The sequence below is a fragment of the Metallococcus carri genome, assembly GCF_011440275.1.
Lineage (GTDB): Bacteria > Actinomycetota > Actinomycetes > Actinomycetales > Dermatophilaceae > Metallococcus > Metallococcus carri.
On the sequence record NZ_JAAOIV010000002.1, the window covers coordinates 396,897 to 421,196 of the forward strand.

Consider the following 24,300-nt stretch of genomic DNA (forward strand, 5'->3'; position numbering starts at 1 on the left):
GGGCTACCCGCGCCCGTAGAGGTCGAGGTCGCGCGCGTGGGCCTGCAGCGGCTTGACCCGCACCGGTCCGGCCAGTTGAGCCTCGATGCCCTGCACCGCGGCGGCGAGCTGCTGCACCGTGGTGATGATCGGCCGGTCCATGCTCGTCGTCGCCGCCCGGATGGCGTAGCCGTCGGCCCGCGCACCCTGCCCCGACGGGGTGTTGACGACCATCTCCACGTCGCCGTCGAGGATCCGGTCGACGATCGTGCGCTCACCGTCGGCGCCGCGACCCTCGCTGTGCTTGCGCACGACCTCGGCGTGAATCCCGTTGCGGCGCAACACATCCGCCGTGCCCGCGGTGGCGAGCAGCGTAAACCCGAGGTCGGCCAGGCGCTTGACCGGGAAGATCATCGCGCGCTTGTCGCGGTTGGACACCGACACGAAGATCGTGCCCTCCTTGGGCAGGCCGGTGACCGACCCGAGCTGGCTCTTGGCGAAGGCCGCGCCGAAGTCGGCGTCGATGCCCATCACCTCACCGGTCGAGCGCATCTCCGGTCCAAGCAGGCTGTCGACGACATCGCCGGTGCGGGTGCGGAAGCGCTTGAACGGCAGCACCGCCTCCTTGACCGCGATCGCCGCATCCGGCGGCAGCGTGCTCCCGTCGCCCTCGGCGGGCAGCAGCCCCTCCTCGCGCAGTTCGCGGATCGAGGCGCCGAGCATCACCCGGGCGGCCGCCTTCGCGAGCGGCACGCCGGTCGCCTTGGCCACGAAGGGCACCGTCCGGCTGGCGCGCGGGTTGGCCTCCAGCACATAGAGGATGTCCTGGGCGAGGGCGAACTGCACGTTCATCAGACCGCGCACGCCGATGCCTTCGGCCAGCCGCCGGGTCGACTCGCGCACCCGCTCGATCTCCTCGGCCCCCAGCGTCACCGGCGGCAGCGCGCACGCCGAGTCGCCGGAGTGGATCCCGGCTTCCTCGATGTGCTCCATGATCCCGCCGAGATACATCTGCTCGCCGTCGTACAGCGCGTCCACGTCGATCTCGATCGCGTCGTCCAGAAAGCGGTCGACCAGCACGGGGTGCTCGGGTGAGGCGGTGGTCGCCCGGGTGACGTACACGGCCAGGGTGTCGTCGTCATACACGATCTCCATGCCGCGACCGCCGAGGACGTATGACGGCCGCACGAGGACCGGGTAACCGATCTCCTGGGCGACGGTGAGAGCCTCGGACGCCGAGTAGGCGATGCCGTGCTTGGGGGCGGGCAGCTTTGCCTCGGCGAGCACCCGGCCGAAGGCGCCCCGGTCCTCGGCCAGGTCGATGGCCTCGGGCGAGGTGCCGACGATGGGCACGCCCTCGTCCTTGAGCGCCTTGGCCAGCCCGAGCGGGGTCTGCCCACCGAGTTGCACGATGACGCCGGCGATCGGTCCGGCTGCGCGCTCGGCGTGCACGACCTCGAGCACGTCCTCCAGCGTGAGGGGCTCGAAGTAGAGCCGGCTGGAGGTGTCGTAGTCGGTCGAGACGGTCTCGGGGTTGCAGTTGACCATCACCGTGTCGTAGCCGGCGTCGCGCAGCGCGAAGGACGCGTGCACGCAGGAGTAATCGAACTCCACGCCCTGGCCGATGCGGTTCGGGCCGGAGCCGAGGATGATCACCGCGGGCCGCTCGCGCGGCAGCACCTCGGTCTCCTCGTCGTAGGAGCTGTAGTAATAGGGCGTCTGCGCAGCGAACTCGGCGGCGCAGGTGTCGACGGTCTTGTAGACCGGCCGCACCCCCAGGGCGTGCCGCACCCCGCGCACGACCGCCTCGGGAGTCGCGGTCAGCTGAGCGAGCTGGGCGTCGGAGAAGCCGTGCCGCTTGGCCAGCCGCAGCAACTGCGGGCTGAGCCGGTCGGCGGCCGCGATCCGCTCAGCGACGGTGTTGATCAGCTGGATCTGGTCGAGGAACCAGGGGTCGATCTTGGTGACATCGTGCACCTCTTCGACCGACAGCCCGGCCCGAAGAGCCTGCTGCACCAACACGATTCGTCCATCGGTCGGCGTGGCCGCCTGCTGCAGCAACTCGCGACCCTGCTCCTCGCTCGGGTGCCGCGCCGGGTCCCAGTGGAAGGTCGACTCCTTGCGCTCCATCGAGCGCAGCGCCTTCTGCAGCGCCTCGGTGAAATTGCGGCCGATGGCCATCGCCTCGCCGACCGACTTCATCGTCGTGGTCAGCGTGGGGTCGGCGGCCGGGAACTTCTCGAAGGCGAACCGCGGCACCTTGACCACGATGTAGTCCAGCGTCGGCTCGAAGGACGCCGGGGTCTCGCGGGTAATGTCGTTGGGCACCTCGTCGAGGGTGTAGCCGATCGCCATCTTCGCCGCGATCTTGGCGATCGGGAATCCCGTTGCCTTGGAAGCCAAAGCGGACGATCGCGACACGCGCGGGTTCATCTCGATGACGATGATCCGGCCGTTTTCCGGGTTGACCGCGAACTGGATGTTGCAGCCGCCGGTGTCGACGCCGACCTCGCGGATCACCTTGATGCCGATATCGCGCAGGCGCTGGTACTCCCGATCGGTGAGCGTCAGCGCGGGCGCCACGGTGATCGAGTCGCCGGTGTGCACACCCATCGGGTCGAGATTCTCGATCGAGCAGACCACGACCACGTTGTCGGCGTGGTCGCGCATGACCTCGAGCTCGTATTCCTTCCAGCCGAGGATGGACTCCTCGAGCAGCACCTCGGTGGTCGGGCTGGCGTGCAGCCCCGCCCCGGCGATGCGCCGCAGGTCGGTTTCGTCATACGCGAAACCGGACCCGAGGCCGCCCATCGTGAACGACGGTCGCACGACCATCGGGTAGCCGAGTTCCTTTGCCGCAGCGAGGCATTCGTCCATCGTGTGGCAGATGATCGACTTCGCCGACTCGGCGCCGCAGCGCTCGACGACACCCTTGAACCGCTCGCGATCCTCGCCGAGCTCGATCGCCTCGACATTCGCGCCGATCAGCGGGCAGTCGTATTTCAACAGCACCCCCGCGTCATGCAGCGCGATCGCGGTGTTGAGCGCCGTCTGGCCGCCGAGCGTCGCCAGCACCGCGTCGGGGCGCTCCTTGGCGATGATCGCCTCGACCACCTCGGGGGTGATCGGCTCGACATAGGTCGCGTCGGCGAACTCCGGGTCGGTCATGATCGTCGCCGGATTGGAGTTGACCAGGATGACCCGCAACCCCTCCTCGCGCAGCACCCGGCAGGCCTGGGTGCCGGAGTAGTCGAACTCGCAGGCCTGGCCGATCACGATCGGGCCGGACCCGATGACCAGGACGCTCTTGATGTCCTCGCGTTTGGGCACTGCTCAGTGGTCCTTTCCGGCCTCGGAGGTGCGGTTCGTCTCTTGTTGGAGGAGGTCTACAAACCGGTCGAACAGGTATGCCGCGTCATGCGGTCCCGCTGCCGCCTCCGGGTGGTATTGCACCGAAAACGCAGGGATATCAAGGCATTCCAGCCCCTCGACGACGTCGTCGTTGAGGCAGATGTGCGAGACGCGCACGCGCCCGAAGGCGGCGTCCGCCGGCGCCTGGGTCTCGCCGGCGAGCGGTGCGTCCACGGCGAAGCCATGGTTGTGCGCGGTGATCTCGACCTTGCCGGTCGCCCGGTCGAGCACCGGCTGGTTGATGCCGCGGTGACCGTACTTCAGCTTGTAGGTGCCGAAGCCGAGCGCTCGCCCGAGCAACTGGTTGCCGAAGCAGATCCCGAAATACGGTATGCCGGCCCGCAGCACCTCCCGCAGCAATTCCACCTGGGGCGCGGTGGCCGGGTCTCCGGGGCCATTGGAGAAGAACACGCCGTCGGGATTGACCGCGCGCACATCGTCGATGGTCGAGGTCGCCGGGAGCACGTGCACCTCGATGCCGCGCTGGGCCATGAGCTCGGGCGTCATCGCCTTGATCCCGAGGTCCACCGCCGCGACGGTGAAGCGCTTTTCCCCTTGTGCCGCAACGACATACGGCTCGGGGGTGGCGACCTTGGAGGCTAGTTCCGAGCCCTCCATCCGAGGCTGCTGCTGCACCTGGGCGACCGGGTCGGCGCTGCCGGCGTCCGCACCGGAGAAGATCCCGACCCGCATCGCACCGCGCTCGCGCAGGTGGCGGGTGAGCGCCCGGGTGTCGATGCCACAGATGCCGACCACGCCCTGCTCGCGCAGGTCGTCCTCCAGGGTGCGCTGCGCCCGCCAGTTCGACGGGCGCAGGGCCGGGTCGCGCACGACATACCCGCTGACCCAGATCCGGCGGGATTCCTCGTCCTCGTCGTTGACGCCGGTGTTGCCGACATGCGGCGCGGTCATCACGACGACCTGGCCGTAGTAGCTCGGGTCGGTGAGGGTCTCCTGGTAGCCGGTCATCCCGGTGGAGAAGACCGCCTCGCCGAAGGTCGTGCCGGTCGCGCCATAGGACTCGCCCTCGAAGCGGGTGCCGTCCTCCAGCACGAGCACCGCGGCATCGCGTCCGGTGAGCGAAAGATGTTGCGTCTCAGGAGAATTCACTGTTGCACCTCGCCGTCGAGATAGGTCGGGCGGCCGCGCAGGAAGGTCGCGTGCACCGCGCCGGTGAGCGTCCTGCCGTGCCAGGGGTTGTTGCGCGAAAGGGACTGGGAGTCGGCGGCATCGATGGTCACCGAGGCGGCGGGGTCGACCAGGGCGAGATTGGCCGGTTCACCCGCCGCGAGCGGGCGACCGTGGCCTTCGAGACGGGCGATCCGGGCCGGGTTGACCGACATCGCCTGCGCGGCCTGCTCCCAGCTCATCAGCCCGGGCTGCACCATCACCGTGTTGACCACCTGCAGCGCCTGCTCCAGGCCGAGCATCCCGAACGCCGCCTCGGCGAAGGCATGCTCCTTGTCGTGCCGCGCGTGCGGGGCATGGTCGGTCGCCACCGCGTCAATCGTCCCGTCTGCCAACGCTTTTCGCAGCTCCTCGACGTGTTCGTCGGGCCGCAGCGGCGGGTTGACCTTGAAGGTGGGGTCATAACCCTCGACCAGGTCGGTCGTGAGCATCAGGTGGTGCGGGGTCACCTCGGCGGTCACCGCGATCCCCTGCGCCTTGGCCCAGCGGATCACCTCGACCGACCCGGCCGTCGACACGTGCGCGACATGCACCCGCGAGCCGGTATGCCGGGCCAGCATGACGTCGCGCGCCACGATGACGTCCTCGGCGACCGCCGGCCACCCGGGCAACCCGAGGCGCCCCGAGATCTCGCCCTCGTGACAGCACGCTTGCCCATCGGCGAGCCGGGGGTCCTGGCTGTGCTGGGAGATCACCCCGTCGAAGGCCTTGACGTATTCCAGGGCGCGCCGCATCAGCCGGGCGTCGTGCACACACCGCCCGTCATCGGAGAAGACCCGCACCTGGGCTCGCGACCGGGCCATCAGCCCGAGCTCGGCAAGCTCTTGTCCCGCAAGGGATTTGGTGACCGCGCCGACCGGCTGCACGTCGACCAGTCCGGCGCGCCGGCCGAGGTCGAGGATGTGGTCGGCGGCCTCGGCGGTGTCGGTCACCGGGTTGGTGTTGGCCATCGCGAGCACCGCGGTGAATCCCCCAGCGGCGGCGGCGGCCGAACCCGTCGCGACGGTCTCGGCGTCCTCACGTCCCGGCTCGCGCAGGTGCGTGTGCAGGTCGACCAGACCGGGCAGAGCGACCAGCCCGTCGGCGTCGACGACCCTCGCTTTCTTGGGCGCGTCGATCGTCCCGACCTCGCGGATGACGCCGCCCTCAATCAGCAGGTCCGCCGCCTTGCCGCCGAGCACCTTGGCGCCGCGCACGACATACATCTCACTCGTCACCGGAACCTCCGAGCAGGTGGTAGAGCACGCTCATGCGGATCGCGACACCGGCGGACACCTGGTCCAGGATCGCCGAGCGCGCCTCGTCCGCGGCTTCCGCGCTGATCTCCAGGCCGCGGTTCATCGGTCCGGGGTGACAGATCACCGCGTCCGGACCGAGCCGGCGCAGCCGGTCGCGGGTCAGGCCGTAGCCGACGGTGTATTCGCGCGGCGTCGGGAAGTAGCCGCCGCTCATCCGTTCGCGTTGCACCCGCAGCATCATCAGGGCGTCGACCTCACCGATCACCTCGTCGAGGTCGTATGACGTGGCGAAGCCCTCCGCGGCCGACCATTCGGCGATGCCACTGGGCATCAGGGTCGGCGGCGCCACGAGGGTGACCTTGGCTCCCAAGGTGTTGAGCAGCAACAGGTTTGAGCGCACCACCCGGGAGTGGGTGAGATCACCGACGATGGCGACCCGCGCGCCGTCGAGGTCGCCGAGGCGCTGGCGCATCGTGTACGCGTCGAGCAGCGCCTGGGTCGGGTGCTCGTGGGTGCCGTCGCCGGCGTTGACGACCGCCGCATCGACCCACTGGGCGACCTGGGCCGGGGCGCCGCTGGCGTGGTGCCGGATGACGAGACCGTCGACGCCCATCGACGCGACGGTCAGCACGGTGTCGCGCAACGATTCGCCCTTGCTGACCGACGAGCCCTTGGCGGACACATTGATGACATCGGCGGACAGCCACTTGCCGGCGATCTCGAAGGAGGACCGGGTGCGCGTCGAATCCTCGAAGAAGAGGTTGACGACCGTGCGGCCGCGCAGGGCGGGCAGCTTCTTGACCTCCCGGCGCTGGACGTCGTGCATCTGGGTGGCGCTGTCCAGGATCGCCAGCGTCTGATCGCGGCTGAGGTCGCCGGCCGAGAGGAGGTGCTTCATCGCTGCTCCTCCTTCGGGCCACCGATACGTACCTCGTCGGTGCCGTCGTGCTCGGCGAGGCGCACGTAGACGCGCTCGCTGCTCGCGGTCGGGAGGTTCTTGCCGACGTGGTCGGCGCGGATCGGCAGCTCGCGGTGGCCGCGGTCGACCAGCACGGCGAGGCGCACCGCTCGTGGGCGGCCGAGGTCGCCGAGCGCGTCGAGTGCGGCCCGGACGGTGCGACCGGAGTAGAGCACGTCGTCGACCAGCACCACGACCTTGTCGTCGATCCCGTCGCCGGGGACGGTGGTGGGCTGCGCTGCGCGCACCGGGTGACGGCGCAGGTCGTCGCGGTACATCGTGACGTCGATCGTGCCGACCGGGACCGGGCGACCTTCGACCTGCTCGAGCGCTGCGCCGAGGCGCTGGGCCAGTTCGACGCCCCGCGCGGGAATCCCGAGGATCACCAGGTCGTCGGCGCCCTTGTTGCGCTCGAGGATCTCGTGGGCGATGCGGCGCAAGGCGCGAGAAATGTCATCACCGGAAAGGACGCTGCGCCCGGGAGGCGGAGTCTGCGACTGCGACGCCTCCGCCGGGGGTTGCGGGCCGTGCGTGGGTACCACGCGTCAGGACCTCCTTCGCCGCCTCACAGGACGGAATCGTTAAAGGATGTCGAACGGCCACCACCCTACCGGAGGCTCCCCGCCCTCCCGACCACGGTCCGCCCCCACACCCGCCCCGCCCGGCGTCCGCACCAACGCACGGCCCCTGCAGCGCATCCGCGGACACTCGCACCCGGCCCCGCCCAGCGTCCGCAGCAACGCACCACCCCTGCAGCGCATCCGCGGACGCGCACGGCTCAGGCGGCGCCCTCCGCAGCCGCCTCGTAGCTCTTCACCCAGTCCGCGGTCACCGCGCTGAGCGGACGCTTGAAGACCTTCTGAAAGGCGGCTTCGACCGAGGATGAGTTGGCCGCGGTGTAGAACGCGGTGCACTCCTCGAGCGACCATTGGCTGGCCAGGTAGTAGAAGAAGTCACTCGCCAGCCAGTAGGCGTCCGCCGCAGTCCGCGGATCCTCCGCCGTGAACTCCGCGTCCTTCGGCAGATGCGCGGCCATCGGAATGTCGTCGGCCCCGTAGTCGCTTTCGGTCAGTTCGCCGGCCACCATCTGCGCGTATCCCTCGCCAACCCACAGCCGCAGCGTCTGGGCCGGCTGGGTGTAGGCGTGCACCAATTCGTGTGCGATGACGAAACGCCGGTATGCCGTTGTGTCGGTGTCGGTATTCGCGATGACCGACGGCGACAGCACGACGAACGGATCAACGCCAGCCTGCACGAAGGTGATGCCGTCCTCGTTGTCGGTCGATTCACCACCCGTCCAGGCCGTGAACTCCGCCTCGGTCGCCGGCACGAGCACGAGCAGCGGCCGCGTCGTGCTGCTCGTCCGATCCCGTACCCGCCCGGCGAGATCGTCGACGTCGGTGGCGACATTGGCGAGCCGCGCGGTGCCGATCGTGCCGAGCACCACCACGTCTCCGCGCACGATCGCGTGCATGTCAGGGTCGGTGAGCGACACGTCATTTTGCAGGTCGCGAGCCTCTACCGCCTTCGCCGCCTGCTGCGGGTCGAGAGCGGACGACGTGCTCGCCCCACCGCTCGTCGCCGACGGTATGCCGGACGGGGAAGCGGCGGACGGTATGCCGCTAGCCGGCCCAGCCGCAGATGTGCTCGTCGCGGACGCGCTGGTCGCCGCGGTGCTCGTCGTCACGGTCGCGGTTGATGCCTTTGAGGACTTGACCGCCGCGTCGGTGGAGCATCCGCTGAGCGACATCACCCCGACGACGACCACCGCCAGCGCTGCGCGCGCCATCCCTCAACCCCATTGCGCCACGCCTCCCAGTGCCGGCGAACCTCCGCGGTCCCGCTCGTTGGATGCGGATGCTAACGGCTGACCCGCCCAGCGTCCTCACAACTCGCCGGTTGAGCCCGCGTCGAAACCCCCTTGCGTCCGCACCAACGCACTACCCCTGCAGCGCATCCGCGGACACTCGCAACCGGCCCCGCCCAGCGATGAGTGCCCGCTCGGGCGGCGATAACTGCTCGCTCGGGCGGCGATAACTGCTCGCTCGGGCGGCGATAACTGCCCGCTCGGGCGGCGATAACTGCCCGCTCGGGCGGCGATGAGTGCCCGCTCGGGCGGCGATGGGGTGCGGCCGGTGCGCGGCGGGCTCAGCGCAGGTACTGCACCAGCCAGAACGCGCCATACATGACCGGCTGGTGGATCAGGTAGATCGCCAAGGTATGCCGGCCGACTCGCCCGAGCGACCGGCTCACCGGATCGTGCCCCAGGCGGCCCACCGCCACTGCAAGCCGCGGCGAGGACACCAGCGTGCGGCCGGCGATCAGGCCGAGCAGCGAGACGCCCAGCAACGGCAGCAGGGGCTGATAGTCCAGCGAGGGCGTCGGGTGGGCGGCGAGCCCGGTCCAGGTCCACCACGCCGGCGCCGCTTCGATGGTCACCAGCGACGGCAGCGCGAACGCCAGCAGCGCACATCCCAGCGCGAGCGCCCGCGACCCCCGCAGGAAGGGCACGAGCAGCAGGCTGGTGAGGGCGATGTTGTGCAGGATGCCGAAGGTCACCACTTCGGCGGGCATCACCACGAAGGTCACGATCGTCACGAGCGCAGCGGTCGCCAGCAGTTGTGCCTCACGCCGCCAGAACGACCGGGCGCGGAAACCGTGCTGGTGGGCCAGCGCCATACTCACCCCGACCAGGCCGAGGAAGCTGCCGGCGATGATCCTCCCGGTGAGCACGCCGGCCGGGGTGCTGCACCACTGCCCGGGCAGGTACCCGAAATTCCCGAGGTCCCAGACGAAGTGATAGGCCACCACGGCCAGGATCGCCACGCCGCGCAGCGCGTCGATGACGACCAGTCGCGGGGTCGCCACAGCCGCGGCCACCGGTGCGGGTGCGCGTTCGATCGACGTGCTCATCGCCATGCCCTCTCCGACGGCACGATCCCACTGACCGTTCCGCGCCGGCAAGCGAGACTACGAGGCGAGCGTAGGTTTGACCTGTGCGATCCGTGAGAGCAGACCGTTGACGAAGGCCGGCGACTCGTCGGTCGACAACTCCGAGGCCAGCGCCACCGCCTCGGCGACGGCAACCTCGTCGGGCACCTCGTCGGCCCAGACGATCTCGAAGGTCCCGAGCCGCAGGATCCCGCGATCGACCGCGGGCATCCGCTCGAGGGTCCAGCCGCGGCTGTAGGTCGTCAGCGCCTCGTTGATCGCGGCCCAGTGCTCGACGACGCCGCGCACCAGGTCCCCGGTGTATGCCGGCAGCGGCGCCTGGGTGACCGGGGCCGCCACCCGCTCGTCGAGCAGGGTGACGGCATTGACGCCGCGCTGCTCGGCCTCGAAGAGCAGGTCGAGCGCGCGCTTGCGGGCCTTGCTGCGCGCGCTGCGGCCGGCTCGGGCGGAAGAGGCGGAGGAGGACACGCTCAGTTGACGCGGCCCAGGTAGGACCCGTCGCGGGTGTCGACCTTGACCTTGGTGCCGGTCTCCAGGAAGAGCGGCACCTGGATCTCGGCGCCGGTCTCCAGGGTGGCCGGCTTGGTGCCGCCGCTGGAACGGTCGCCCTGCAGGCCCGGCTCGGTGTGGCTGATCTCCAGGACCACCGCGGCCGGCAGCTCGACATACAGCACGCTGCCGTCGTGCTGGGCGACGATCGCTTCCTGGTTCTCCAGCAGGTAGTCGGCGGCCTTGCCGACAGTCTCGGCCGGGATGTGGATCTGGTCGTAGGTCTTGGTGTCCATGAAGACGAAGTCGTTGCCGTCCTTGTACAGGAAGGTCATGTCGGAGCGGTCGACGCTCGCAGTGTCGACCTTGACGCCCGCGTTGAAGGTCTTGTCGACGACCTTGCCGGACAGCACGTTCTTCAGCTTGGTCCGCACGAACGCCGGGCCCTTGCCGGGCTTGACGTGCTGGAACTCGACCACGGACCACAGCTGGCCCTCCAGGTTGAGCACCAGGCCGTTCTTCAGGTCGTTCGTCGATGCCACGCGTTGTCCTTCGTCGTGCGGGCGCAGCGGCGCCCGGGGTATGTCGTTCAGGGATCCGCGCCAGTCTACCGAGCGGGCGGCATACGGCCGAAATCGCGCGGCGCGAGGCTCCCCACGGACGGGCGGAGAAGGAGCAGACTGCGGCTCATGAGCAAAGCGCGCTGGTTCGGCCTGGTCCCTGCGGCGTTCGCGGCGGTGGCGACCCACGATCTGTTCCAGAAGAAGCACTCGCTGCTGCGCAACTATCCCGTCCTCGGCCACGGCCGCTATCTGTTGGAGACGATCGGGCCGGAGCTGCGGCAGTACATCGTCGCCGGCAATGACGAGGAGCGGCCGTTCAGCCGGGCGCAGCGCAGCTGGATCTACGCCAGCGCCAAGGGTGAGAACAACTACATCGGCTTCGGCACCGACAACGACGTCGAGGATGCCGAGGGCTACCTGATTATCAAGCACCGCACCTTCGCCGTCGTCGACCAGCCGACCGCGAACCACCACAGCGAGACCGTCGACCTGCCGAGCGCGAAGGTGCTGGGCGGTCCGCGCAACCGGCCCAAGGCCTTCCGCCCGGGCTCGGTGGTGAACATCTCGGCAATGAGTTTCGGCTCGTTGTCGGCCAACGCGATCGCCGCGATCAATCGCGGAGCCAAGGCCGCGGGTGCCTTGCACAACACCGGCGAGGGCGGGCTGTCCGAGCATCATCGGCAAGGCGGCGACCTGATCTGGCAGATCGGCACCGGCTATTTCGGCTGCCGCGACGAGCGGGGCCGGTTCGACATCGAGCGGCTCAAGGATGTCGTGGCGTCCGCGCCGGTGCGGGCGCTGGAGATCAAGCTGTCCCAGGGCGCCAAACCCGGCCTCGGCGGGGTGCTGCCGGCGGCGAAGGTCACCGCCGAGATCGCGGCCATCCGGGGTGTACCCGAAGGTCAGGACGTGATCAGCCCGTCCCGGCATACCGAATTCCGCGACTGCGACAGCCTGCTGGACTTCGTCGAACGGCTGGCGAGCGAGACCGGGCTGCCGGTCGGGGTGAAGTCCGCCGTCGGGCACCACGACTTCTGGGACGAGCTGGCCGCGCAGATGGCCAAGGGCGACCGCGGCGTGGACTTCCTCACCATCGACGGCGGCGAGGGCGGCACCGGCGCCGCACCGCTCGTCTTCGCCGACGGGGTCGCCTTGCCGTTCTATGTCGGGTTCACCCGGGTGTATGCCGCCTTCGCGCGGGCCGGGTTGACCGACCAGCTCACCTTCGTCGGGTCGGGCAAGTTGGGGCTGCCGCTGTCGGCCACCGCCGCGTTCGCGCTCGGCGCCGACATGATCAACGTGGCCCGCGAGGCGATGCTGGCGGTCGGTTGCCTGCAGACCCAGAAATGCCACACCGACACCTGCCCGACCGGCGTCGCCACCCAGAACTCCTGGCTCGCGCACGGTCTGGACCCGGCGGTGAAGGCGCCGCGGGTGACGGCCTATCTGCAGTCGCTGCGGCGTGACCTGCTGAAGGTGAGCGAGGCGGTGGGGGTGCTGCACCCGTCACTCATCACGCCCGACGACCTGGAGCTGCTCTTCGGCGAACGCCACGGTGTGCCGCTGCGCGAGGTCTACGGCTACGAGCCGGGCTGGGGGCAGTTGTCGCCCGGATTGCAGCAGGAGATCACCACGCTGATGGTCCCCGAGACCGGCGAAGCCACCGCGAACCGTCACTAAATCCCCGCGAAACGTCACCAAATCCCCGCGAACCGTCACTTATGCCTCGCGAACCGTCACTTATGCCCCGCGAACCGTCACCGCGTCGAACGCCGCGCGCAGCATCTCCGGCGCCGGCCCCTCCAGCCGGGTCGGCGAGCCGACCGCGGTGAGGGCGACGAATCGCAGCACCGCGCCACGCGTCTTCTTGTCACGCGCCATCACCTGGAGCAGCGTTTCCCAGGAAGCGTCCCCGTCATACCGGATCGGCAGGCCGACCGAGGTGAGGATCGAGCGGGTCCGCTCAACCACGGAAGCATCCAAAAGCCTTGCGCGACAAGCGAGTTCGCTGGCGTAGACCATGCCGACGGCCACCGCATCACCGTGCCGCCAGCGATAACCCGAGGTCTGCTCGATCGCGTGCGCGAAGGTGTGGCCGTAGTTGAGGATCTCGCGCAGCGAGGACTCCCGCAGGTCCGCCGCGACCACCCGCGCCTTGACCTCGATGGCGCGGGTCACGAGTTCGGCGAGCGCGGGCCCGGTGACATCCAGCGCCGCTGCAGGGTCGGCTTCCACCAGCGACAGGATCTGCGGGTCGGCGATGAAACCGCACTTGATCACCTCGGCCATCCCGGCCACCAGGTCGGCGTGCGGCAGGGTGGCCAGAAGCGACAGGTCGGCGATCACCGCGGCCGGTTCGTGGAAGGCGCCGACGAGGTTCTTGCCCTCGGGGGTGTTGATGCCGGTCTTGCCGCCGACCGCCGCGTCGACCATGCCGAGCAGCGTCGTCGGCACCTGCACCACCGGCACGCCGCGCAGCCAGCCCGCGGCGACGAAACCACCCAGGTCCGTCGTGGCCCCACCCCCGAGCGCCACCACCACGTCGGTGCGGGTGAAGCCGGCCTGGCCGAGCACCGACCACAACCGGCCGCACTCCCCCAACGTCTTGGCCGCCTCGGCGTCCGGCAGGGCCTCGACCACAACCGCCAGACCGCGGGCGCGCAGTGCGTCCGCCACCGAGGACGCGGCCGCAGCCAGCGGCGGCGCGTGCACCAGCAACACCCGCAGTGCCCCCTCAGGCACCGCGGACGGCACCGATGCGAGGGCACCCGGGGCGACCAGCACGTCATACCGCCCGGCGACCGAGATCGTGCTCACGCGAGCGCCTCGATCGCATCGGCGACCTGCTCGGGTGTGCGGCCGGCCGTGTCGACTCGCCAGCGCGCGACGGTTTCGTATGCCGGCCGCCGCTCGTTCATCATCCGGGTCCAGCTGGCGCGCGGATTGACCGCGAGCAGCGGACGCGAGGTGTCGAAGCCGATCCGCCCGGACGCATCGGCGATCGTCACGTCGAGGAACACCACGGGCAGATCGGCCAGCGCCGCGGCCGCCCAGGGTTGCACCGCAGCGCCGCCCCCGAGCGCCACCACTCCCGGGCCGTTCAAGGACGAGCGCACCGCAGCCTCCTCATAACGACGGAAGGCCGCCTCCCCCTCGGCGACGAAAATGTCGCTGATCGACTGCCCCCGGTCGCGCGAGACGACCTCATCGGTGTCGACGAACGGCAGGTCCCACCGCGTCGCCAACAACTGCCCGACGGTCGTCTTGCCCGCACCCGGCGGCCCGATCAGCACCACGCGAGGGCTCACCACGAGCGCATCGTCTCCGGGATCGAGGCGAGATAACCCTGCAGATTGCGCGCGCTCTCGGCCACGCTGTCGCCGCCGAACTTCTCCAGGCAAGCATCGGCCAGGACGAGCGCGACCATCGCTTCGGCCACGACCCCAGCGGCCGGCACCGCGCACACATCCGAACGCTGGTGAATCGCGGTCGCCGCCTCACCGGTCGCGACGTCCACGGTGCGCAGCGCCCGCGGCACGGTCGAGATCGGCTTCATCGCCGCGCGCACGCGCAGGGGCTCGCCGGTCGACATACCGCCCTCGGTGCCGCCCGCGCGGTTGGACGCCCGGTGGATGACGCCCGCAGTCCGCTCGATCTCGTCGTGCGCGCGCGAGCCACGGCGCGCCGCCGTGCGAAAACCGTCGCCGACCTCGACGCCCTTGATCGCCTGAATCCCCATCAACGCACCGGCCAGCCGCGCGTCCAGCCGCCGGTCCCAGTGCACATGCGAGCCGAGGCCCGGCGGCACGCCATACGCGAGCACCTCGACGACGCCGCCGAGGGTGTCGCCGTCCTTCTTGGCCGCGTCGATCGCGGCGACCATCGCCGCCGAACCATCCGCGTCGAGGGTGCGCACCGGGTCCGCGTCGAGCGCCGCGACGTCGTCCGCGCCGGGCAGCGCAGTCTCGTCGGCCACCCCCGCCTCACCGATCGCGACCGTGTGCGAGACCAGCCGGATCCCGAAGGCCTGATCGAGGTATGCCGATGCCACCGCTCCCAGCGCGACGCGCGCGGCCGTCTCGCGGGCCGAAGCACGTTCGAGCACAGGGCGCGCCTCGTCGAAGCCGTATTTCTGCATCCCGACCAGGTCGGCGTGGCCTGGTCGCGGACGAGTGAGCGGACGGTTGCGGGCGAGTTCCTGGGGCGCGCCGATGTCGGATGCCGCGGCCAAGGAGTCCTCCGACACCGGGTCGGGGCCCATCACGGCCTCCCATTTCGGCCACTCGGTGTTGGCGATGGCGATGGCGACCGGCGAGCCGATCGTCACGCCGTGCCGGACACCGCCGACGAAAGACACCTCGTCGCGTTCGAACTTCATCCGGGCGCCGCGGCCATAACCCAGGCGGCGGCGGGCCAGGGCGTCGGCCACCTCGGCGCTCGTCACGCGCACCCCGGCCGGCAGCCCTTCGAGGATGGCGGTCAGTGACGGTCCGTGCGACTCACCCGCGGTCAACCAACGCAGCATGCGGGGCATCTTTCCATGTCGGGCCGGCGGTCAGCGCAGCCGTCCAGAGGGTGAGGGGCGGTCGCTATAGCCGCCGGATTCCTCTACTACGGGTGTCGTGGGGGCGGCCTCGGAGGCGCGATCGCTATAGCGACCGGATTCCTCTACTACGGGTGTAGGGAGGTCGCGCCCAAGGCCGCACGCCCGGCCTGCTGCATCGCCTCGACCGGCGGCTCCAGCCCGGTCATCAGCCGCACCTGTTCCGCCCCCTGGTGCACCAGCATCTCCAGCCCGGAGACCACCCGAGCACCGAGTTCCTCGCCCGCGGAGGCGAGCGGGGTCGGCCACCCGGCATACACCGCGTCCATCCAGACCGCACCGTCAGGGACCGAGCCCGCCGCCGCGGCGAAACCGTCGGCCGCACCCGCGGGCAGGGTGCTCAGCACCAGCGGGATCTGCGCCGCGAGACCGGCGGCCTCTTCGAAGGATGCTTCGGCCACCGTCATCCCGTGATCCCGGGCCTGGGCCAGCGTCGATTCGCGCGCCGCGTTGCGCACCCCGAGCACCACGGTGCTCACCCCCAGGTCGGCGAGCGCCGCCAGCGCCGATCGGGCCGTCGCGCCCGAGCCGAGCACGATAGCCCGCTCGGTGCCGGCCACACCCGCCTCGGCGAGCGCGGTGCGGATGCCGTGCACGTCGGTGTTCTCACCACGCCAGCCCTCCGGGGTCCGCAGCAGGGTGTTGACCGCGCCGGTGCGCAGCGCCACCGCACTCGAGCCGGAGGCAACGAGCAGCGCCTCTTCCTTGAGCGGCATGGTCAGGGACAGTCCGCGCCACGACGGCCCCAGCCCGCCGATGAAGTCCGCCAGCCCGGGAGCGTCGACCTCGTAGGCGTCATACCGCCAGTCGGTGAGCCCGAGCGCGGCATACGCGGCCCGGTGCAACACCGGCGAGAGCGAGTGCGCGACCGGCTTGCCGAGCACCGCGGCCCGGTGGATCAGCACTTGCCCGGGTGCGACTGACACCACGCGGTGTACTTCGCGGTGTTCTTCTGCTGGTCGGCGAGGTTGGTCGCAAACAAGGTCTCACCGGTCTGCGGGTTGACCGTGACGAAGTACAGCCAGGGCCCCGGCGTCGGCTTGAGCGCGGCCTTCATCGCCGACACGCCCGGGTTGTTGATCGGCCCCGGCGGCAGCCCCGGGTGCAGATAGGTGTTGTAGATGCTGGGGAACTTCGTCTCCTGCGTGGTGACCTGCAGCGTGCCGCGCTTCTGCTCGGCGTAGTGGATGGTCGAGTCCATCTGCAGGAAGCCGTTGGTCTCCGGGTTCGGCTTCATCCGGTTGACGACCACTTGGGCGATTCGCGGCTCGTCGGTGCTCGCACCGGACTCGGCCTGCACGATCGAGGCGATCGTCAGCACCTTCTTGACGTCCCCATCCGGTATGCCGAGCGCCTTCCGCTGCTTGGCGCCCTCGGCGACCATGGTCTTCAGCTGGTTCTGCGCCGACATGCCCTTGGGGAAGTCGTAGGTGGAGGGGAACAGATAGCCCTCCATATTGCCGCCGGCCGCGGACGGCAGGCCGAGGGTGGCGGGCTGCACCTTCTTGTAGTCGGCCAGCGGGGTGCCGGTCTTCTTGGCGAGGATCGCGAAGATCTCGTTCTTCCACAGACCCTCGGGGATCGTGACGCCGCCGGCGAGCTTGGTGCCCGGCTCGAGCATGAGCGACAACGCCGAGGAGGCGCTCATCTGCTGCCGCATCTTGTAGGTGCCGGGCTGGATCTTGGCGAAATCGGGGTTGCTCGCCGCGACCGCCGCGAAGGTGTCGGCGGACTTGATGACCCCGGCCTTCTCCAGCGTTCGGCCGATGGCATAGCCGCTGTCACCGCTGTTGACGATGACCTCGATCGACCCGCTGCCGCTGCCGCTGTAGTCGCCGCCGGCGGCCTTCTGGGTGCCGAACGACGGCAGCAGCCCGTCACCCAGATGCCGCAGCGCCAGGCCGATGCCGGCGAGCACCACCACGAGAGCGACGAGCATCACCGCACACCCACGGCGCCGCTTGACCGCCTCGGAGGTGGGTGGCCGGGAGGGCTCGGTGCGGCGACGGGAGGAGCGGGTGGGCCGTGGGCCGCCGCCGGGCAGGGCCACCCGCTCCGGCGGGGAACCTTCCGGGCGCGCCTGGGGGGACCGCCCGTCGCCGTCTCCAAAGATGGAGTCGGTCAGACCGGAGTCGTTCATGCACCTCGCCCTTCGCGTCGACGATGCCGCGGTTTGCGTCCCCCCACCACGAGCCCGGCTGGCCGTCCTGTCGACCGCTCCTGGTCCAGAGCAGCCTGCAAGATCATGACAGCAGACTGTTGATCGATCACGGACCGCGTCTGCCGTGTCGTGCGACCCGCCTCTCGCATCGCCCGGTGGGCGTCCACGGTGGTGAGCCGTTCATCCACCAACCGTATGCCGAGTGCGGGCGCCTGCCGCTGCAATCGTGCCGCCCAGTCGCGGGCGGCAGCGGCCGCGGCTCCTTCGCTGCCGTCGAGCGAGCGCGGCAGGCCCACGACCACCTCGACGGCTGCGATTTCTGCGGCGAGCGCCGCCACGGCACGCACATCGGCGTCCCCACTCGCGTCGCGGGTGAAGGTGTCGTGCGGCGTGGCGATCAGGCCGTCCGGGTCGGACCGGGCGACGCCGACTCGCACCGAGCCCACGTCGATCCCGATCCGCACCCCAGGCCTCATCGGGCCGCCAGCGCCTGTTCGATCTCGCGCAGCGCCGCGCCGACCTTGGTCGGGTCCTGGCCGCCGCCCTGAGCGAGGTCGGGCTTGCCGCCGCCACCGCCGCCGAGAGCCGAGGCCGCCACCTTGACCAGGTCGCCGGCCCGCACGCCCTGGTCGCGAGCACCGCTGTTGGTGGCCACGACCACGACCGGCCGGCCACCACCGGTGCCGGTCACCGCCACGACCGCGGGTGCGCCGTCGCCGAGGTCTTCGCGCAGCTTGAGCACCAGCGAGCGCACGTCGTCGCCGCCGATCTCACCCGCGTCATGCGCGACGAGGCGCACACCATGCACGTCCTTGGCGTTCTGCGCGAGGTCGGCGGTCTGAGCGAGCACCTGCTGCTGGCGCAGCTTGGTGATCTCCCGCTCGGCGTCCTTGACCCGCTGCAGCAGGTCGCTGACCCGCTCGGGCAACTCGCCGGGAGCGACCTTGACCATCGAGGACAGTTCGGCGACGAGCGCGCGCTCCTTGGCCAGATAGCGCAGGGCGTCCATGCCGACGAAGGCCTCGACCCGGCGCACGCCGGAGCCGACCGACGACTCGCCCGTGAGAGTGAGCGCGCCGATCTGGGAGGAATGTTGCACGTGGGTGCCACCGCACAGCTCACGCGACCACGGGCCACCGATCTCGACGACGCGGACCTGCTCGTCGTAGGTCTCGCCGAACAGCGCGAGGGCTCCCCACTCGCGCGCCTCGGGCAGTGTCATGAACTGCGCAGACACCGGAAGGTCTTGTCGCACAGCGAGATTCGCGACTTCCTCGATCTCCGAGCGGGTCGCCGCGGACAGCGCGGAGTTCCACGCGAAGTCCAGGCGCAGATAGCCAGGCTTGTTGTAGGAGCCGGACTGCAGCGCCGAGGGGCCGAGCACCTGGCGCAGCGCCGCGTGCACGACGTGCGTGCCGGAGTGCGCCTGGCAGGCCGACACCCGCCATTCGGGATCGACCTTGGCCTCGACCGCGTCGCCGACCTGGACGCCCTGCTCGCCGGCGATAACGGTGTGCACGACCAGGCCCTTCACCGGGCGCTGGACGTCCTGCACCGTGAGGTCGCCCCGCGGTCCGGTGATGACGCCGGAGTCGGCGATCTGGCCGCCGGACTCGGCATAGAAGGTCGTGCGGTCCAGCACCAGCTGGCCGGTCTGGCCGGGCGCTAACTCCTCGACCCGCTGGCCGTCGACGACCAGGCCTCGCACCGTGGCTTCGGTCGAAAGCCCTTGGTAGGCAAGCCAATCGGTCGCACCGAGCTCGCGCAGTTCGCGCCAGACCTCGGTGCCCGCGTGGCCGCTCTTCTTCGCCTTCGCGTCGGCCTTGGCGCGCTCCCGCTGCTCGGTCATCAACCGGCGGAAGCCCTGCTCGTCGACCTCGACGCCCTGCTCGGCCGCCATCTCCAGGGTCAGGTCGATCGGGAAGCCGTAGGTGTCGTGCAGCGCGAAGGCCCGCTCCCCCGGCAGCCGCGCCGTGGTTGAGCCGGTGGACGCGGCGGTCTGCTTGGCCTTGGTCACCGCGGTGTCGAGGATCTGGGTGCCCTGCACCAGGGTGCGCCGGAAGGCCTCCTCCTCGCCATACGCGATCTGGCTGATCCGCGCGAAGTCGGTCTCCAGCTCGGGGTAGGACGCCTTCATCCGCTCCATACTCACCGGCAGCAGTTGCGGCAGCGCCGGCTCGGTGTAGCCGAGCAGCCGCATCGCCCGCACCGCGCGGCGCAGCATCCGGCGCAGCACGTAACCGCGGCCCTCGTTGCCCGGGGTGACCCCGTCGCCGATGAGCATCAGCGAGGAGCGCACGTGGTCGGCGACGACCCGCAGGTGCACGTCGTCGGGGTGGCTGTGCGCGGCGTCGTGCTGGGAGTGCGCGCCATACTGCTTGCCGGTGAGTTCGGCCGCCCGATCGAGCACCGGGAAGACCTCGTCGATCTCGTAGAGGTTGTCGACGCCCTGCAGCAGGGTCGCCATCCGCTCCAGGCCCATGCCAGTGTCGATATTGCGGGTCGGCAGCGGGCCGGCGATGTCGAAATCAGCCTTGCTGCGCACCGCGGACAGGTCGTCCTGCATGAACACGAGGTTCCAGAACTCCATGTAGCGGTCCTCGTCGACCGCGGGGCCGCCCTCGGCGCCATACTCCGGGCCGCGGTCGTAGAACAACTCCGAGCACGGGCCGCCGGGGCCGGGCACGCCCATGTGCCAGTAGTTGTCGTTGCGGTCGCGTCGGGTGATCCGCTGCTCCGGTATGCCGATCTGGTCGCGCCAGATCGCGAACGCCTCGTCGTCGTCCTGGAAGACCGTTGGCCAGATCCGTTCGGGGTCGAGGCCGTAGCCGCCCTCGGACTGCGGCGTGGTGACCAGGCCCCAGGCGAGTTCGATAGCGCGCTGCTTGAAGTAGTCGCCGAAGCTGAAGTTGCCGTTCATCTGGAAGAACGTGCCGTGCCGGGAGGTCTTGCCGACCTCCTCGATGTCGCCGGTGCGCACGCACTTCTGCACGCTGGTGGCGCGCGGCCACGGCGGGGTCTGCTGGCCCAGCATGTAGGGCTTCATCGGCACCATGCCGGCGTTGACGAACAGCAGGTTGGGGTCGTCGTAGATCAGGGGTGCACTCGGGACGACGTGATGGTCGCGGGACTCGAAGTACGCAAGCCAACGGCGCCGGATCTCGGCGGTTTCCATGGGATTCCTCTATCGGATGCTGAAGGGGCGGAGCAGGACGGCGCGCGGCACACGGGCGGCATACGACGGCGTGAGCGCGCGGGAACGGGGCCGGTGCGGCCCTAGGTAGCTCGCGCTCCGTGGACCGGCGCCGACCCCGCTCGGGTCACGCTCGTGGGCGTCCGACTGGTCTTCACCCGTCGAACTTTACCGGGCTGGCGACCCGGTCACTCACCGCACCGAGAATCGCCGGTTGAGCGCAGGCGAGCTCGCGAGCCAACCACCGCCCGTCGCCGGTTGAGCGCAGGCGAGCTTGCGAGCCGGAGTCGAAACCCGGTTAGGCCGAGGTCTCCTCGACTTCCGCGGTGAGGTTGGTCTTCACCTCGGGGAAGTGACACGCGATGGTGTGCTCGGGCTTGCCCTTCGCCGGCTCCAGCGGCGGCTCCTCCACCGCACAGATCTCCTGCGCCTTCCAGCACCGGGTGCGGAAGCGGCAACCGCTCGGCGGGTCGATCGGGCTCGGCACATCGCCGACCAGCCGGATCCGCTCGTCCGGCACGTGACCACGCACGACATTGATGTCCGGCGCAGCCGACAGCAGCGCCTGGGTGTAGGGATGCTGCGGGGCGCCGTAGATGTCCTCGCGGTCGCCGAGCTCCATCACCTTGCCGAGGTACATCACCGCGACCCGGTCACAGAAGTGCCGGACCACGCCGAGGTCGTGGGCGATGAAGACGAACGCGATGCCGAGCTCACGGCGCAGGTTGGACATCAGGTTCATCACCTGCGCCTGGATCGACACATCCAGCGCGGAGACCGGCTCGTCCGCCACGATCACCTTCGGCTCCACGGCCAGCGCGCGGGCGATGCCGATGCGCTGGCGCTGACCGCCGGAGAACTCGTTCGGGTAGCGGTTGACGTGCTCAGGGTTGAGGCCCACGAGCTCAAGCAGCTCCTGCACCCGCTCCTTGACCTTGTTCTTCGGCACCAGGCCGTGGATCTCCAGCGGCGTGCCGATGATGGTCTGCACGGTGAACCGGGGGTTCAGCGAACCGTAGGGATCCTGGAAGATCAGCTGCAGGTCGCGTCGCAGCGGCCGCAGGTCCTTCTCCTTCATGTGGCTGATGTCTTTGCCCTGGAACTCGATGGTCCCGCTGGTGGGCTCGATCAGCCGGGTGATGAGGCGGCCGGTGGTGGTCTTGCCACACCCCGACTCGCCGACCAGCCCGAGCGTCTCACCCGCCGCGAGGTCGAAGCTCACGCCGTCGACCGCGCGGGTCTGCAAGGTGGTCGGGAACAGCCCGGAGTATTCGCGCACCGGGAAGTGCTTGACCAGGTCCTTGACGATCAGCAGCGGCTCGCGCGAGTTATCCCGGCGCGGGTGCACGACCGGGTCGGTCTGCTTCATCAGGTCGACGGCTTCGCCGTCCGTGGTGCGAATCGGCCCCTTGCCGCCGACGGTGGCCGGGTCGATCGCCGTGCTGCCACCGGCAGCGGTGGTGGTCTCGTCGGTCAAGGCATCACTCCAGGTTCGGCGCGATCTCGGTCGCGAAGATCTCGGCGGGTTCGGCGAGGAAGCACCGCGACAGGCGGCCCTTCTCCCCCGGCACCGGCATGAAGTCGGGCAGCTCGGTCTCGCACTTGTTGCCCGGCACCCGCGACTTGAAGTCGCAGCGCGGGTTGAACGAGCACCCCGAAGGCAGGTTGAGCAGGCTCGGCGGGTTGCCGCGCACCGGGTTCAGCGGTTGCGCCGGGTCGGAGGTGAGCGAGGGCACCGAGCTGAGCAGACCCCAGGAGTAGGGATGCCGCGGGCTGGCCAGCACCTCCTTGGTGGTGCCGTATTCGACGCCGCGGCCGGCATACATCACCAGCACGTGGTCCGAGACCTCCGCGACGACCGCCAGGTCGTGGGTGATCATGATGATCGCCGAACCGAACTCGCGCTGCAGGTCGTTCAGCAGGTCCAGGATCTGAGCCTGCACGGTCACGTCGAGCGCCGTGGTCGGCTCGTCCGCGATCAGCAGCTTCGGGTCGTTCACCAGCCCGAGCGCGATCATCGCGCGCTGGCGCATACCGCCGGAGAATTCGTGCGGGTACTGCTTGGCCCGCCGCTGCGGATTCGGTATGCCGACCCGGTCCAGCATCTCGACCGATCGCTTCATCGCAACGGCTTTGGACACCTTGTGATGGGTGCGGTAGGCCTCGGCGATCTGGGCGCCGATGCGCTTGAAGGGGTGCAGCGAGGACTGCGGATCCTGGAAGATCATCGCCACGGTCTCGCTGCGCAGCTTGCGGAAGGTCTCGTTCGATGCGCCGACCAGCTCCTGGCCGTCGAGCATGATCGAGCCGCTCATCCGCGTGCGCTTCATGTCGTGCAGGCCCATGACGGCCATGCTGGACACGGACTTGCCGGAGCCGGACTCGCCCACGATGGCGAGCGTCTGGCCGAGCTTCACGTCGTAGGTCACGCCGTTGACGGCATTGACCAGGCCGTCCTCAGTCGGGAACTGCACCTGCAGGTCCTTGACCGACAGGACGACGGGGGCGTCGGGATCGAGCGCGGGGCGGCGCGATTGCGCCGCATCGTCGATAACAGACATGCGTTCCTCCCTCAGTTCAGCTTCACGCGCGGGTCGACCAGGCCGTAGAGCAGGTCGACGATCAGGTTGCCCAAGGACACCACAACCGCACCGACCACCACGACCGCGGAGATGACCTGCAGGTCGGACTGGTTGAACGACTGGATGGCCAGCCGGCCCATTCCGTTCAGACCGAAGATCGACTCGGTGAAGACCGCCCCGCTGAGGTCGGCGGCAATGTTGAGGCCCACCAGAGTCAAGAAGGGCGCCATGGTTGCGCGTAACGCGTGATTGATGACCACTTTCCGCTCCGACAGACCCTTGGAGCGTGCGGTGCGCACAAAGTCACCCGACAGTGAGTCGATCATTAGCGCGCGAACATACCGGACGTAAGCGGTGGACTGAATCACGCCGTAGATGAACCACACCCCCAGCAGCCCGGTGGCCCAGGCGACCGGATTGTCGAACGGTGAGGTGTAGTCGGACTGCGGCAGGATCGGATGCAACACCATCAGGTAGAGATAGAAGAGCAGCGCCAGGATGTAATACGGGATCGACGGCACGAACTGACTGATCGCGACGATCAGCCGATCCAGCCAATTGCCTCTGTTGCGCGCGGCGATCACCCCACCCAGCAGGCCGAGAATGCTGTAGACGACCACACCACCGAGCATGATCGACACGGTGACCGGGAAGGCGAGTTTGACCATGTCGGTCGCGGACTGATTCTGGATCCAGGACCAGCCGAGACAGGGCGCGTCGCAGCGATATTTGAAACCGCCGCTGGTGATATCGCGACCGGCAACGATGCCCTTCATGTATTCGCCGTACTGCTGCACCTTCGGACGGTCCAGGCCCATGCTCTTCTCGATCTCGGCGATCCGAGCCGGGCTGCAGTTGGGGCTGGCGCAGATTGCTCCGGCCGGGTCGTTCGGGGCGAGGAAGAAGAGGACGAAGGTCAATGTGACCGCCGCGAAGACCACGCTGATCATCAGCAGGATCCGGCGGATAATGTAGACGAGCAC

Annotated in this window: 20 protein-coding genes; 1 reads left to right on the top strand and 19 read right to left on the bottom strand. The window is 69.5% G+C overall.

The window, feature by feature from the left end; translation table 11 throughout:
- Positions 1-3 precede the first annotated feature (3 nt).
- The 9 genes from carB to efp form a co-directional block, all read right to left on the bottom strand.
- Complete coding sequence (gene carB / locus G9U51_RS04350) at positions 4-3,309, bottom strand: carbamoyl-phosphate synthase large subunit (RefSeq protein ID WP_166193724.1); 3,306 nt, start codon at positions 3,307-3,309, stop codon at positions 4-6.
- Positions 3,310-3,312: 3 nt separating this feature from the next.
- Positions 3,313-4,500: a glutamine-hydrolyzing carbamoyl-phosphate synthase small subunit gene (gene carA, locus G9U51_RS04355; protein WP_166193727.1), complete on the bottom strand. Its 1,188-nt coding sequence runs from the start codon at positions 4,498-4,500 to the stop codon at positions 3,313-3,315.
- Positions 4,497-5,783, bottom strand: a complete 1,287-nt coding sequence (locus G9U51_RS04360; protein ID WP_166193913.1) for a dihydroorotase — start codon at positions 5,781-5,783, stop codon at positions 4,497-4,499. The genes carA and G9U51_RS04360 overlap by 4 nt, the downstream gene beginning before the upstream one ends.
- 1 nt (position 5,784) lies before the next feature.
- Positions 5,785-6,714 (bottom strand): aspartate carbamoyltransferase catalytic subunit, encoded by a 930-nt coding sequence (locus G9U51_RS04365; protein ID WP_166193729.1) that lies wholly within the window; start codon positions 6,712-6,714, stop codon positions 5,785-5,787.
- Positions 6,711-7,316 (bottom strand): bifunctional pyr operon transcriptional regulator/uracil phosphoribosyltransferase PyrR, encoded by a 606-nt coding sequence (pyrR, locus tag G9U51_RS04370; protein WP_166193731.1) that lies wholly within the window; start codon positions 7,314-7,316, stop codon positions 6,711-6,713. The genes G9U51_RS04365 and pyrR overlap by 4 nt, the downstream gene beginning before the upstream one ends.
- Before the next feature lie 236 nt (positions 7,317-7,552).
- Positions 7,553-8,563 carry a hypothetical protein gene (locus G9U51_RS04375; RefSeq protein ID WP_166193733.1) on the bottom strand — a complete coding sequence of 337 codons (1,011 nt, stop codon included), beginning with the start codon at positions 8,561-8,563 and terminating at the stop codon, positions 7,553-7,555.
- Positions 8,564-8,922: 359 nt separating this feature from the next.
- Entirely contained in the window at positions 8,923-9,693 is a 771-nt protein-coding gene (locus G9U51_RS04380; RefSeq protein WP_166193735.1) for a heparan-alpha-glucosaminide N-acetyltransferase, read from the bottom strand.
- 51 nt (positions 9,694-9,744) lie between these two features.
- Complete coding sequence (nusB, locus tag G9U51_RS04385) at positions 9,745-10,200, bottom strand: transcription antitermination factor NusB (protein ID WP_166193916.1); 456 nt, start codon at positions 10,198-10,200, stop codon at positions 9,745-9,747.
- On the bottom strand, positions 10,197-10,757 hold the full coding sequence (efp, locus tag G9U51_RS04390; protein WP_166193736.1) for an elongation factor P: 561 nt from the start codon (positions 10,755-10,757) through the stop codon (positions 10,197-10,199). Before efp ends, nusB begins: the two co-directional genes overlap by 4 nt.
- A gap of 147 nt (positions 10,758-10,904) precedes the next feature.
- On the opposite strand from efp, the gene G9U51_RS04395 reads away from it, so the two are divergent.
- Complete coding sequence (locus tag G9U51_RS04395) at positions 10,905-12,458, top strand: FMN-binding glutamate synthase family protein (protein WP_166193738.1); 1,554 nt, start codon at positions 10,905-10,907, stop codon at positions 12,456-12,458.
- A gap of 60 nt (positions 12,459-12,518) precedes the next feature.
- Here the strand turns inward: G9U51_RS04395 and aroB are convergent, their stop codons facing one another.
- The 10 genes from aroB to G9U51_RS17755 all read right to left on the bottom strand — a co-directional run bounded on the left by aroB (position 12,519) and on the right by G9U51_RS17755 (position 24,300).
- A complete protein-coding gene (gene aroB, locus G9U51_RS04400) occupies positions 12,519-13,595 on the bottom strand; it encodes a 3-dehydroquinate synthase (protein WP_166193740.1) in 1,077 nt (358 codons plus the stop codon).
- A complete protein-coding gene (locus tag G9U51_RS04405) occupies positions 13,592-14,089 on the bottom strand; it encodes a shikimate kinase (RefSeq protein WP_166193742.1) in 498 nt (165 codons plus the stop codon). The genes aroB and G9U51_RS04405 overlap by 4 nt, the downstream gene beginning before the upstream one ends.
- A complete protein-coding gene (gene aroC / locus G9U51_RS04410) occupies positions 14,083-15,303 on the bottom strand; it encodes a chorismate synthase (protein WP_166193744.1) in 1,221 nt (406 codons plus the stop codon). The genes G9U51_RS04405 and aroC overlap by 7 nt, the downstream gene beginning before the upstream one ends.
- Positions 15,304-15,449: 146 nt before the next feature.
- Entirely contained in the window at positions 15,450-16,307 is an 858-nt protein-coding gene (locus G9U51_RS04415; protein ID WP_328823304.1) for a shikimate dehydrogenase, read from the bottom strand.
- Positions 16,280-17,521: an endolytic transglycosylase MltG gene (gene mltG / locus G9U51_RS04420; RefSeq protein WP_166193746.1), complete on the bottom strand. Its 1,242-nt coding sequence runs from the start codon at positions 17,519-17,521 to the stop codon at positions 16,280-16,282. The genes G9U51_RS04415 and mltG overlap by 28 nt, the downstream gene beginning before the upstream one ends.
- Positions 17,518-18,006, bottom strand: a complete 489-nt coding sequence (gene ruvX / locus G9U51_RS04425) for a Holliday junction resolvase RuvX (protein ID WP_328823305.1) — start codon at positions 18,004-18,006, stop codon at positions 17,518-17,520. Before ruvX ends, mltG begins: the two co-directional genes overlap by 4 nt.
- A gap of 8 nt (positions 18,007-18,014) precedes the next feature.
- Positions 18,015-20,717: an alanine--tRNA ligase gene (gene alaS / locus G9U51_RS04430; RefSeq protein WP_166193750.1), complete on the bottom strand. Its 2,703-nt coding sequence runs from the start codon at positions 20,715-20,717 to the stop codon at positions 18,015-18,017.
- Positions 20,718-21,033: 316 nt separating this feature from the next.
- Complete coding sequence (locus tag G9U51_RS04435; RefSeq protein WP_166193923.1) at positions 21,034-22,104, bottom strand: ABC transporter ATP-binding protein; 1,071 nt, start codon at positions 22,102-22,104, stop codon at positions 21,034-21,036.
- A gap of 112 nt (positions 22,105-22,216) precedes the next feature.
- Positions 22,217-23,296 (bottom strand): ABC transporter ATP-binding protein, encoded by a 1,080-nt coding sequence (locus G9U51_RS04440; protein ID WP_166193751.1) that lies wholly within the window; start codon positions 23,294-23,296, stop codon positions 22,217-22,219.
- 11 nt (positions 23,297-23,307) lie between these two features.
- On the bottom strand, positions 23,308-24,300 hold the full coding sequence (locus G9U51_RS17755; RefSeq protein WP_166193753.1) for an ABC transporter permease: 993 nt from the start codon (positions 24,298-24,300) through the stop codon (positions 23,308-23,310).